General features: G+C 69.2%; 10 protein-coding genes. 6 read left to right on the forward strand and 4 right to left on the reverse strand.

What is annotated here, in order from left to right:
* Positions 1 to 68 precede the first annotated feature (68 nt).
* Complete coding sequence (locus AB0P17_RS17085) at positions 69 to 1,103, reverse strand: alcohol dehydrogenase catalytic domain-containing protein (RefSeq protein WP_365811700.1); 1,035 nt, start codon at positions 1,101 to 1,103, stop codon at positions 69 to 71.
* A gap of 291 nt (positions 1,104 to 1,394) precedes the next feature.
* Here AB0P17_RS17085 and AB0P17_RS17090 point away from each other — a divergent pair, with 291 nt between their 5' ends.
* From AB0P17_RS17090 to AB0P17_RS17105, 4 genes are all read left to right on the forward strand, one after another.
* Positions 1,395 to 2,291: a helix-turn-helix transcriptional regulator gene (locus AB0P17_RS17090; RefSeq protein WP_365811701.1), complete on the forward strand. Its 897-nt coding sequence runs from the start codon at positions 1,395 to 1,397 to the stop codon at positions 2,289 to 2,291.
* A 31-nt stretch (positions 2,292 to 2,322) separates the two neighbouring features.
* On the forward strand, positions 2,323 to 3,342 hold the full coding sequence (locus tag AB0P17_RS17095; protein ID WP_365811703.1) for an aldo/keto reductase: 1,020 nt from the start codon (positions 2,323 to 2,325) through the stop codon (positions 3,340 to 3,342).
* A 208-nt stretch (positions 3,343 to 3,550) separates the two neighbouring features.
* Entirely contained in the window at positions 3,551 to 4,441 is an 891-nt protein-coding gene (locus AB0P17_RS17100) for a hypothetical protein (RefSeq protein ID WP_365811704.1), read from the forward strand.
* Positions 4,442 to 4,689: 248 nt separating this feature from the next.
* Positions 4,690 to 5,100 (forward strand): hypothetical protein, encoded by a 411-nt coding sequence (locus AB0P17_RS17105; protein WP_365811705.1) that lies wholly within the window; start codon positions 4,690 to 4,692, stop codon positions 5,098 to 5,100.
* 141 nt (positions 5,101 to 5,241) lie between these two features.
* Here AB0P17_RS17105 and AB0P17_RS17110 read toward each other — a convergent pair whose 3' ends face one another.
* The 3 genes from AB0P17_RS17110 to AB0P17_RS17120 all read right to left on the reverse strand — a co-directional run bounded on the left by AB0P17_RS17110 (position 5,242) and on the right by AB0P17_RS17120 (position 7,883).
* Positions 5,242 to 6,504, reverse strand: a complete 1,263-nt coding sequence (locus AB0P17_RS17110) for a cytochrome P450 (protein WP_365811707.1) — start codon at positions 6,502 to 6,504, stop codon at positions 5,242 to 5,244.
* A 153-nt stretch (positions 6,505 to 6,657) separates the two neighbouring features.
* Complete coding sequence (locus tag AB0P17_RS17115) at positions 6,658 to 7,221, reverse strand: dihydrofolate reductase family protein (RefSeq protein ID WP_365811709.1); 564 nt, start codon at positions 7,219 to 7,221, stop codon at positions 6,658 to 6,660.
* Between the two features lie 125 nt (positions 7,222 to 7,346).
* Positions 7,347 to 7,883: a hypothetical protein gene (locus AB0P17_RS17120; protein ID WP_365811710.1), complete on the reverse strand. Its 537-nt coding sequence runs from the start codon at positions 7,881 to 7,883 to the stop codon at positions 7,347 to 7,349.
* A 226-nt stretch (positions 7,884 to 8,109) separates the two neighbouring features.
* On the opposite strand from AB0P17_RS17120, the gene AB0P17_RS17125 reads away from it, so the two are divergent.
* Positions 8,110 to 8,454, forward strand: coding sequence for a CU044_2847 family protein (locus tag AB0P17_RS17125; RefSeq protein WP_365811711.1), 345 nt, complete (start codon positions 8,110 to 8,112; stop codon positions 8,452 to 8,454).
* On the forward strand, positions 8,418 to 12,575 hold the full coding sequence (locus AB0P17_RS17130) for a trypsin-like peptidase domain-containing protein (protein ID WP_365811713.1): 4,158 nt from the start codon (positions 8,418 to 8,420) through the stop codon (positions 12,573 to 12,575). The genes AB0P17_RS17125 and AB0P17_RS17130 overlap by 37 nt, the downstream gene beginning before the upstream one ends.
* The last annotated feature ends 11 nt before the right edge of the window (positions 12,576 to 12,586 follow it).

The raw sequence follows: 12,586 nt of genomic DNA on the forward strand, positions 1-12,586 counted from the left end.
CCCGGGCGACGGGCAGGCTGCCGTCCACGCGGGCGGAGGCGCCCCGGTGCTGATCACAGAGTGCCTGTTCACGGGCGTACCAGCACCTTGAGAGCCTCGCGCGTGTCCATGGCCCGGTAGCCTTCGGCGACCTCGTCGAGAGAGACGGTCCGGTCGAAGACCCGGCCGGGTTCGATTCGGCCGTCGAGGACGTCGGGGAGAAGCTCCTCGATGTAGGCGCGGGCCGGAGCGGGGCCTCCGGTCAGGGTGATGTTCGGGCCGAAGAGGCTGCCGAAGCCGACCGGGGCCTCCTCGTACTGCGGTACGCCCACACGGCTGATGGTCCCGCCGGCACGGACCACGCCGTACGCCTGCTCATAGGCGGGCCGGTGTCCGACCGCTTCCAGGACGATGGCGCTGCCGCCGCCGGTGAGCTCGCGGACCTTCTCGATGCCTTCTTCGCCGCGCTCGGCGACCACGTCGGTCGCCCCGAACGCACGCCCCAGGTCAGTGCGCGCCGTGTGCCGCCCCATGAGGACGATCTGCTCGGCGCCGAGCCGCTTGGCGGCCAGCACGGCGAGCAGACCGACCGCACCGTCCCCGATCACGGTGACGGTGCTGCCCCGCTGTACCCCGCCGCGCACGGCGGCGTGGTGGCCGGTGCCCATGACGTCGGAGAGGGTGAGCAGGGACGGGATGAGCGCGTCGTCCGCACCGACCGGCAGCTTGACCAGGGTCCCGTCGGCCAGCGGGACCCGGGCCGCTTCGCCCTGTCCGCCGTCGATGCCGTTCACCGCCCAGAAGCCCCCGTGTACGCAGGAGGTCTGCAGCCCGGCCCGGCAGTGTTCACACGTGCCGTCCGAGTAGGCGAACGGGGCGACGACCAGGTCACCCTTCGTCACCGTCCGGACGTCCCGGCCCGTCGCCTCGACGACGCCGATGAATTCGTGGCCCATCCGGACCGGGCCGCCCGCGCCGGGCATGGACCGGTAGGGATGCAGGTCGCTGCCGCACACGCATGCTGTGGTGATGCGGACGACGGCATCGGTGGGCTCCTTGAGGGACGGGGCGGCCACGTCCTCGACGCGGACGTCACCGGCTCGGTACATGAGTGCTGCGCGCACGGTGCTCCTTCAGATCGGTAGAACGCCGAGGTCAGACGCGTGATCGCCGCGTCCTTGGTCTCGGTCCTCTCCAGGAAACCTCGCGCGGCCGTGCAGGTGGGAGTCACTGCTCTTCCAGGTACTGGCAGTACCTCGCAGGCCCTCGCCGGGCGACCTACCGTGGAGAAACCGGCACAAGATTCACGCCGATCCCAAGGAGTCTCCCCGTGCCACTGACCACCCCCGAAGCCACCGTCCGCCACCGGCGATGCCGCCTGGGATCGCCGTGGCACACCAGCGCGGAGCCCGACCATGGCCGGCACTGATCGGAACAACCTGGCCGCCGAGGTCCGCGAGTTCCTCAGCACCCGGCGCGCCCGCATCACCCCGGAACAGGCCGGGCTGCCGGTCTACGGCGGCAACCGCCGCGTTGCCGGTCTGCGCCGTGAGGAGGTCGCCCTGCTCGCGGGCGTGAGCGTGGACTACTACGTACGCCTCGAACGCGGCAACCTCAGCGGCGCCTCCGACTCCGTCCTCGAAGCCCTCGCGCACGCCCTGCAGCTGAACGAGGCCGAACGCACCCACCTCTACGACCTGGCCCGTGCTGCCACCCCTGCCGGGCGGCGGCCCACCGCGACCTCATCCCGGGTACGGCCCACGATCCTGCGGCTGCTCGACTCGATGACCGGTGTCCCCGCCTTCGTGCGTAACGCCCGCTTCGACATCCTGGCCGCCAACGCCCTGGGACGCGCTTTGTACGCGCCGCTCTTCGACTCGCCGCTGTTCGCCCAGCGCGGGCCGGTCAACAGCGCCCGCTTCCTGTTCCTCGATCCCGCAGCCCAGGACTTCTGGGTCGACTGGGACAAGGGCGCCGACGACGCGGTCGCCTTCCTGCGCACCGAAACGGGCCGCGCGCCGCACGACAAGGCGCTGACGGACCTGATCGGCGAGCTGACGACCAAGAGCGACGAGTTCGCCCGCCGCTGGGCCCGCCACGATGTGAAGTTCCACCGATCCGGAGTGAAGAACTTCCGCCACCCGCTGGTCGGCAGCCTCGCGCTGCCCTACGAAGCGATGGATCTGCCGTCCGACCCCGGCTTGCGCCTCAACTTCTACACCCCCGAACCGGACTCGCCGGAGCGGGAGGCCCTGGACCTGCTCGCCAGCTGGACGACCACCGGCACGGTCGTCCCGGCCGGAAACGACTGACCGAACGACCACAAGAACGAGGAGAACTCCCATGCGCTACCGTCCGCTCGGCCGCACCGGCGTCCAGGTCAGCCCGCTCTGCCTGGGCGCGATGATGTTCGGCCCCTGGGGCAACGAGGACGAGGCCGACTCGATCCGGATCATCCACCGCGCCCTCGACGCCGGTATCAACTTCGTCGACACCGCCGACGTGTACTCCGCCGGCGTCTCGGAGGAGATCGTCGGCAAGGCGCTCAAGGGCCGCCGCGAGGACGTGTTCCTGGCGACCAAGTTCTTCATGCCCATGGACCCCGACGACCCCAACCAGCGTGGCGGCTCGCGCCGCTGGATCTTCCGCGCGGTCGAGAACTCCCTGCGGCGGCTCGGCACCGACCACATCGACCTCTACCAGGTCCACCGGCCCAGCCCCGACACGGACGTCGCCGAGACCCTCGGCGCCCTCACCGACCTCGTCCGCCAGGGCAAGGTCCGCTACATCGGCTCCTCGTCCTACGCCGGGTCCCAAATCGTCGAGGCCCAGTGGACCTCGCGCGAGCGGAACCTGGAGCGGTTCGTGACCGAGCAGCCGCCGTACTCGATCCTGGTCCGCGGCATCGAGGAGGATGTGCTGCCCACCGTGCGCCGCCACGGCATGGGCACCCTCACCTACAGCCCGCTCTCCGGCGGCTGGCTCTCCGGCCGCTACCGTAAGAACACCGCCGAGGGTCCCGCCTCCGCGGCCCGCCCGACGGCCCGCTTCGACATGAGCACCCCTGCCAACCGGCGCAAGCTCGACGCCGTCGAACAACTCGCCGTCCTGGCGGAAAAGACCGGCCTCACCCTGATCGAGCTCGCCGTCGCCTTCGTCATCAACCACCCCGGCGTCACCTCGGCGATCATCGGCCCGCGCACCATGGAGCAGTTGGAGGCGTTCCTGCCCGCCGCCGACGTCACACTCTCCGCCGACGTACTCGACGCCATCGACGAGATCGTCGCTCCCGGCGTCACAGTCAACCCGGTCGACAACAGCTACGGCGACTTCGAGCTGCGGGCCGACCAGCGACGCCGGTGACGTGAGCCGGCTCGGCCGGTCACGGTCGGCCGAGCCGGAGCGCGCTCGCGGCACACCGGCGAACAGCTGCCCGGGCTCCGCGCCGGAGCCGGACACCGGCTTCCGTGCGAGTGCGAGCCCCCTCAGCGCTGCACCCGCGGCACTGAGAGATGACGCTTCTCGCAACACATCTCATCGGGTTCCGGTGGGGAGTCATCAGGGTTTTTCCATGGTTCGTGCGAAGGACATCCTGTTCACCCCGGCCGGAGAAGGAGCCGGCGTTGATTCCCATGAGGGGTACTTCGAGAGCGAGAGAGGTCACATCATCGTGGAGCGACGTAAGTTCACCGCCGCGCTGTCCGTGGCGGCGGGCGCACCGGTCCTGTTCGGGGCCACGCCGGCCTACGCCGGGGATGCCGGGCACCACTCGGGCGCAGGCGGGGCCCGCCTTGAGCGTGACATGGCGGCCGTGCTGGCCGGGGAGCTGGAGGACAGGGCCACGGCGCGGCGTGTGGCTCCCTGGAGTTACGACATCGGCTTCGACTGGTCCCCGCCCACCGCGCGGGTCGAGACGTTCGACTTCCTTGTCGGCTACGCGTTCGGTAACCGTGCGCCCGCGGGCGGCGGGGATCCGGCGAAGGTGCTCTACGAGCCGGGCCCGGTGAACGAGCAGCTCGCCGATACGATCGCCCGTATCAGGGCGAAGCGCACTGTGCCGGTGTTCGCGCAGTGGGAGATCGCGCGGTTCCTGGAGTCGAAGTACCGGATGTCCCACGTTGTTTCCATCGAGCCCGAGATAGCGGCGGACGGCACGATCACATACCTGAGCACCGACGGGGTGGCCGCGCAGATCGAGCAGGCGCGCAAGGGGAGCCCTGGTGGTCCCGGGAGAGCCGGCGTTGTCGGATTCCGTGACCACATCAAGCGCTGTGTGCTGACCACGCGGGGGCGCAACATGGAGGCGTTCGCGCCCGAGGGCTTCGAGATGCCGGGCACCTACGATCCCGAGTCCGGGCAGATCTGGACGAGGCGGCGTGACCTCTATCTGGTGCACGACATGACCGCGCAGTGGACGATGCTGAAGGCGAGACTGGGGGCGGAGCTGTATCCGAACGGCTGACGGGCCCGGCTCACCTTCGAGAGGCGTACGAGCGCGTGCTCACCTCGGACGTCCGCTACCGCCTCGTGAACGACACGGCGACGATCTGAGCCGTACGGCAGGGAGCGGCCGGCCGGCATTACCTCGTACGTAATCGACGCTCCCGGTGCGGCCGGGCACGCTTGAGGAACTGGAACTCGGGCGACGCACTTCGTCCGAGTTCCAGTTCCTCGACCAGCCCGTGTGTACTCGATGGAGGCCGATTCGCCATGTCCGTAACCCTGCTCGCCGGTATTTCCCGCACGACTGAGCCGCAGGCGATGCTGCGCCGTTTTCTCGCCCTCGACGCCATGGTCACCGGGGTCAACGGACTGGCGTACGTCGTGGCGTCCGGACCGCTCGGCCGGCTGCTCGGGATCGATGGCACGTTCCTGTTCGGAGTGGGTGTCTTCCTCGTTCTGTTCGCGGCTGGGGTCGGTTTTCTCGCGAACCGTCGGCAGGCCCCGCCGCTACCGGTGCAGGTCGTCGTCGAGGCGAATCTGCTGTGGGCCGTCCTCAGCGTCGCGGCACTGCTGCTCTGGTTCGAGCCGACCACGGCCGGTGCGGTCTGGATCCCGGTGCAGGCGCTGACCGTCGCCGGTTTCGCCGTCCTGCAGTGGTCCGCGCTGCGCCGGGTCTGAGACCGGCCAGGTCATGATGGCGTACGGACTCGGTGGCACCCGGCGCCGTTGGTCGCGCGAACGCGGCCACGGCTCGGCCGGACTTACCGTCACCCCGACCGCGAGGTAGGAGAGTCAAGGAACGGCCTCCGTACGAGCGGGTCAGGCGCGCGGTGTGCTCTGGGCGGGCGGCGTGCGGGTCTGCCTGCGCTTCACGGAGACGGGCAATTCGTCCAGGCTCCTGTTGCGCAGCGACGTGGTCCACCGCAACTCGCTGACAGGGCCGACCAGCGACAGCTCCGGAAACCGGCGAACCAGACTGGTCACGGCGATCTCGTTCTCCAGCCGTGCGAGGGAAGCACCGGGGCAGTAATGGGGGCCGTGGCCGAAGGCAAGGTGCCCATGAGTGTCACGCGTGGGATCAAAGGTCTCGGGCATGACGAACCGGTCCGGATCGCGGTTGGCCGAGGCCCAGGCCGGCCAGACGCGTTCCCCCTTGCAGACGGCCGCCTCGCCGATCCGTATGTCCTGGGTGGCGAACCGCCGGACGGCCAGCATCGCAGGGGAGTTCCAGCGCAGCGCCTCTTCTGTGACCTGGTCCATGGCCAGTTCTCCGCTGCGCAGAGCAGCGAGGTGAACCGGGTGGGAGAGGAGAGCCAGCACAGTGGTGGAGATCAGGCCGGCGGAGTTGTGATAACCGCCGAAGAGGAGAAGGAAGGCCATGGAGACCAGCTCTGCCCTGCTCAGGCCGGGGCCGTCCGGGTGAGTGTGTTCGTCGACGAGCGCGGACAGCAGGTCGTCACCGGGAGCATCCCGATTGCCCTCGATTCTGCGCTCGATGAGCTCGGCGAGGAAATGGTGCATCTCCCTCATGGCCTCACGCGACCGCACAGCGGCGTCGGGCGCCGGACTGAGCAGGGTGTCTGTCCAGCTCCGGAAATCCGGGCGGTCGTTCTCCGGGATGCCGAGCAGGTTGCTGATCACAGTGAGTGACAGGGGTAGGGCCAGGTCGGCCACGACGTCCGCGTGGCCGCCGCGTGCGGCCAGTTGATCCAGGAGTTGATCAGTGACCTTCTGAATGGACTGCCTGAACTGCTCGATTCGTTGTCTGGTAAACGCGCTGTTGACCAGACGGCGGAGCCGCGTGTGGGTCGGGGGATCGGTGTTGAGCAGATGCGCGTCCAACTCGGGCGGCATGGAATCACCGTGGTGGCCGGCGGTCCCCGCGTGGACCTTGTTGAGCGAGAGCCTCGGGTCCGCTGCCGAAGCGCGTACGTCGTGGTAGCTGGTGACCAGCCACACCGGTGCTCCGTCCGGGGCAAGAGCCCGCAGGGCTGCAGTCGTACCGCGCAGGGCAGCGTACGAGGCGTGGGGATCGGCCTGGAAGGACTCGTCGAGGAGCACCGGGGACAGGGCGTCGGGCATAGGAGCGATTCCTCGTCAGCTCGAAGGTGATCTCATGGGCGAGGACACCGCGCTGACGCCAGGACGGTGGGGTGGAGAAGGACTACGCCCCTCCTGCGCTGCACCGGCGCGTAGATCACGCCAGGTGGCTCCGATTTTCGAGATCCTCCTGACTCAGCGCGCCACGCGGTAGCGGTGGTAGGCCACTCCCGAGTTGAAGGTGCGGGTCTCGACGAGTTCGAGATCCACCCGGCGCTCGTGTTGGGGAAAGAACGAGATGCCACCGCCGACCAGCACCGGGTAGACCCTGACCCGGTACTCGTCGATCAGATCCAACGCGGCAGCCTGGGTGGCGAGCCGCGCGCCGCCGATCGCGATGTCGCCCGCCCCTGGCTCGGCTCGCAACCGCTCGATCTCCTCCGCGAGGCCGCCGGAGGCCAGGCGTGCATGGCCCTGCACCGCCGACAGCGTGGTGGAGAACACCACCTTCGGGAGCGGCTTCCAGAGCGCGGCCCACTCGAGCTGTGAGTCGTCGAGCGGTGGATCCTGGTCGGTGGTCTCCCAGTACAGCATCGTCTCGTACAACCGCCGTCCCAACAGGTGGACGCCGACTTGTCGAATCTCGTCGATCCAGGAGCGGAAAACCTCCTCGTCGGGCGGCGTCCAGCTGAAGTCGCCGTCCGGCCCGGCGATGTAGCCGTCCAGTGAGACGTTCATCGAATAGGTCACGCTGCGCATCAGGAGTCCTCCTCGGTAACGGGTTGAACAGTACGACCGTCGGACGCCGCGGAACTCATCGCGGATCGCGGAACGCGACCATGAGGCCAGGCCGGCACCGGCAGCAGCGGCGGTGGATTGCACGGTCAGCGTGGGATCAGCGAGCCCTTTTCCGTGACCGTCAGTCGCGCCTGGTGGCCGCCCGGCGAGCAGGCGCGGCCGTTGGGATAGGTGGGCTGCGGGGTGGTGTCGATCTGTCGGTCGAGCACGGTGGCGCCGCGCTGGTCCTTGAATTCCAGCGTGACGTCTACCGGTTCTCCTGGCAGGTCACGTATGTTCACGAAGCCGGGCCAGAAGGAGAGTTCGGGAGTTTGGGCGCTCGTGGGTGCCGGGCCTTCCGCAGTGGTGGCGGATTCCGTGGTCATCACGGGGTTGCCTGGGGCTGCCGGTTCTTCCGGCGAGGTCTTACGCACTTCCAGCGTGCGCTTTTGGCATGTGCCGTCCCAGCACACGGCGAGGGTCGCGTCGGCCACCCTGTTCGAAAGTTCCGGGTGCACATCGATCCGGATCCCGGCGGGCGCGTCCATCAGGGTGCAGGAACGGGTGTCTCCCGCGAAAATCCCGCACCCGGTCAGCAGCGCCAGAGTCCCCAGGAGTACTGCCGATCCGATGCTGTTCCGCACGCTGGCTCCTCGGATACTCTCTGTATTTTGATCAATGGCCACTCATGCTCGCACGGCAACTGCACCCTGCGGCTCAGCTCCTGTGTTCACCGCACGCACAATCTGGCCATTTCCGTGTTATTGCTGCGGCCGTGGTGTGCGGATGGTAAATCTGTGCCTGTAGCGAGGTCGGCGGCCGGCTCGACGCCGGGCAGCATTGACCGCGTACACGGGGACAGGAGGACCGGTGGGCAGCGTTGTACGCATACCGCTGGACGACGGGGACACGGTGCTCCTGGAGATTCTCGGTGATGGGGTGGACGGGGCGGACGGACCGGTCAAGGCCGGCCGGCTCGGCGATCTCGTCGACGAACTCCCCGTCGGCCTCCGTGCCCTGCTCCAGCCGGTGACAACCGCCTCCCGGACCATCCTCGAAGAGCTGAGGCAGGTTCAGCCGGACGAACTGGAAGTCGAGTTCGGGGTCAACCTTGCCGGTCGGGCCGGAGCCGTCATCACCAGCACCGAGGCATCCTGCCATCTCAAGGTGCGCTTGCAGTGGAACAAGTCCTGGCAACCGCCGGCGACAGGCTGAAGGCGGGCGGCGAGGTGGCAGGAACGGCGCCCGAGGCGTCAGTCGCCCGTGTCTTCGCCGCGGACGGCAGAACGGCCGGTGCCGGGTTCCTGGTCCATGAAGACCTGCTGATCACCTGCGCACATGTCGTGCGGAATGCCAGGGTGTCCGCAGGTGAGAGGGTCTCCGTCGACTTCCCGCACGCGGGCCCTGCCGCACGCGGCACCGGGATCCTGCTTGCCGAGGGCTGGCGCGACCCGGGAGAGCAGGACCTCGCATTCATCCGGCTCGACACCACACCGCCGGGCGTCGGGGTGATGCGGCTGGGCTCGTCGGCGGATGGCCGCGGTCACCGGATATGGAGTTACGGCTTTCCCGCCCGGGCCCCGTCCGAGGGGCATTTCGGCTACGGGCAGGCGGGCCACCTCCTTCCGGTCGACGGCACGCCCGGTGGGCTTCTCCAACTCACCGACAGCAACGACCTGGCCACCGGTTTCAGCGGGAGCCCCGTGGTCGACGAGACGACCGGGCTCGTCATCGGCATGATCACCGCCATCGGCCCGCTGGACAACCACCTCAAGGGCCTGGGGATTGCCTACGCCACTTCCGTCCAGGCGGTCCGGGAGGCATGGCCCGGCCTGATCGAAGAAGAAGTGTGCCCCTACCTCGGGCTCGACACCTTCACCGCCGAGCAGGCCAACTGGTTCCATGGACGCGCAGCTGCCGTCGATCAGGTTCTGGAAGCGTTGGCCGGTCCGCAGCGAGCAGTCCTGCTGCTGGGTCCCTCGGGCTCGGGCAAGTCCTCGCTGATGCAGGCCGGTGTGCTGCCGGCACTCGCGCAAGGCCGGCTGCCGGGCAGCGACCGCTGGCTGCCGGTGCTGGTCCGCCCGGGCGAGGACCTGCTCGCGGAGCTGGAGCGGTCCGGCCTGCCAGGGGCCGCTGAAGGGCTGGAAGCAGCGGTGGCCGCCCGGCTCGACGCCGATCCCCGGCACGACCAACTGCTGCTGGTCGTGGACCCGTTCGAGGAACTGCTCCGCGAGGAGACCGGCGGCACGGGCGGGGAGCCACCGCCCGCCTGCCGTGCGGCACTCGACCAGTTGGAAGCCCTGGCCGCCTCGGACGTGCCGGCCCGTACGGTCCTCGTCACGCGGGACGACTTCTACCCCCGACTCGCTGTTGCCCCCGACCTCCGGAAAGCGCTGAAGGCCGGGCTGGTGGATGTGCCCGCGACGCTCGGCACGCAGGAACTGCACGAGATCGTCACGCTGCCCGCGGAAGCGATCGGGCTGCGCTTCGCCGACGGTCTGCCGCAGCGCATCGTGACCGATGTCCTGAACGCCGAACCCGCGCGGGCCGGTGCCCGGCGTGCCCGCTCCACCATGCTGCCGGCGCTGGAACTCGCTCTCAGCGAGCTCTGGCGCAGACGGACCGACGGTCGCCTCACCCACGACGCCTACCAGCAACTGGGCAGCATCAGCGGCTCCCTCGCCGTCTGGTGCAACACGGCGCTGCACCGGCTGCCCCCGGACCAGCAGCCGATCGCGCAACGACTGCTCACCGCGCTCGTGCGCCCCGCCGACGAGGCCCGCCGCATTCCCGCCGTACGCCAGCAACTTCCGCTGAGCACGTTGCGGGACATCGCCCGCGGCGCCGGGAGCGGTCCGGACGTGGGGGAGGTGCTCGACGCACTCATCCGCACCCGCATCATCATCACCCGAAACCTTCCTGACGGTCCCGGGACACCGGTCGCCGAACTCATTCACGAAGCGCTGATCCGTGACTGGGGCGAGTTGCGGGAATGGGTCCGTGAGGACCACCGGTTCCAGGACTGGTTACGCCGGGCCGAGGAACAGTGTGCCCGCTGGACGGAGCACCAGCGGTCCCCGGAGGAACTCCTCACCGGGTCGGTGTTGAGCGAAGGGCTGGAGCACGCGGACGTCCGCCGGCTGCCGCGCGAGACGGCCACGTTCCTCCGGGCGAGCCGGGACCACCAGCAGGCCCGGCACAGGAGACTGCGCCGTCTGAACAGCTTCCTGGCCGCCGCCCTCGCCACGGTGCTCCTCGCGGCCGGAATCGCGGTATGGCAGCGGCAGGCCGCCGTCGAGGCCGAGGAGAACGCCCGGTCGAGGCAGCTCGCCGCCCAGTCCGCGGTCCTGATCGACTCCTCGCCCGACCTGGCGTCGCTGCTCGCCGTACAGGCCTACCGGACGAAACCCACTGAGGAGGCCAGAGCCGCCGTGTACGCCGCGGCCGGCCTCCCCCTGAAACTCCGCCTCCCGGACGTGACGGGAACGGCCATGGCGCTCAGCCCCGACGGGCGGAACCTCGCCTCCGTCGACGACGAGCGGCACGTACGGATCTGGTCGCTGTCCGACGGGACGGCGCGCACGCTACGACTTCCCGCCGTGGACCTGCGGGAGATCGTCTTCGATCCGACGGGAAGGACGCTCGCGGTGGGTACCGACGACGGCGGCATCCGCCTGTGGGACGTACGGTCCGACCGGCAACGCGGCGAGACCCTGGACTCGGGTGAGCGGCCCGTCGCAGCACTGCGTTTCACTCCGGACGGCCGTCGCCTGCTCAGCGGCAACACCGACGCCGAGATCACGGTGTGGAACGTGACCGTACGTCGTCCCGAGAGCCGGTTCACCGGCTACACCGCCATGAGGGCGGTGTCGTCCTTCGCCTTCTCCCCGGACGGGCGCACCGTGGCCATCGGAAGCCCCAACGGCACGCTCGAACTGTGGGACGTGGCAGGCGGTAAGCGCGAGGAGGCGTTGTCCGCCCAGGGCGCGCAGCCAGTCGGCGCACTGGACTTCAGCGCCGACGGCTCACTCCTCGCGGTCGGACATGAGAACGGCTCGACGGACCTGTGGGAGGTCACCGGAAGTGAGCGGGCCACCACGACCCTTCAGGGGCGGGACAACATCATGGTCCGGGACGTGGCTTTCGGACCGGACGGCAACACCCTCGCCTCGATCAACGACGACGGCACCGCAACTCTCTGGGATGTCGCCGCCCGTAAGACCCTGACCGTCTACAACCGTGTGGCCCAGCCCGCGGTGTTCACCCCCGACGGCCGCTCGCTCCTCACCGGTGGACAGGACGGCGCGCGGGTGTGGGGACTCGGCACGGTCCTGCCGCGGCTGACCCTGGACGCCGACGCGGCGGCGCACGCCGGGGACCCGTCCGCCCTGGTCTTCGGCCCCGATTCCCGCACACTGCTGACGCACGGCGACACCGTACAGCTGTGGGACACCGACACGGGCAGGCCACAGGACGAGCTCTCCGACCACGTCCTGTTGGCCACGGCATTCGACGCACACGGGCGTGCGCTGGCAGTGGGATGGAACGGGGAGGACAGGATCGCGTTGTGGGATGTCGCCACCGGCCGGACTGTCGCCGCACGGGGGCGCCTTGACAGCGGTTATGTGAGCGCGGTGGCCCTCAGCGGGGACAGCGAGATGTTCGCCGTCGCCGAGTACGGTGACAACAAGGGAGTCCGGCTGGTGAGCACCCGTACCGGCAAGGAATCCGCCCGGATAACCATGCCTGACCAGGAGAGAGGGCAGGCCGAGCTGGCCCTGTCATCGGACGGGAGTGTTCTGGCCGTCAGCCAGGGGCAGCGGACCCGGTTGTGGGACACCGTCAAGGGCACGGCGCTGGCCACCGTCGCGGGCAGTGGGAAACTGATGTTCTCACCCGACGGACGAAGCCTTGCGATCGGTGAGAGCGAGGGTGACATCCGCGTCTGGGACACCACTGACGGCAGCCTCCGAGCGACGCTCACCGGTCATACCGACTACGTCACCACCACCGCTTTCTCCACCGACGGTACGACGCTGGCGAGCAGCAGTTACGACGGCACCGTGCGGCTGTGGGACCTGTCGACCCAGCGGACCCGCACCACGTTCACCCTGCCCGGTGGCACGGTCACCGCGGTGGCGCTCAGCCCCGACGGACGGCTCCTGGCGGCAGGGACCGAGGACCGGACCGTACGCCTCTGGAACGTAGCGCTCTCCGCACCCGATGAGGCGATCGACACCATCTGCCTTGCTGTGGCCCGCGACCTGACGGCTGCCGAACGACGTAACTACGCACCCGAATCCGGCAAGAAACCTGTCTGCCCCGGAACGCGGTGACCGTACGGGCT

It is taken from the genome of Streptomyces sp. NPDC088124 (genome assembly GCF_040685895.1).
Taxonomy (GTDB): Bacteria; Actinomycetota; Actinomycetes; order Streptomycetales; family Streptomycetaceae; genus Streptomyces.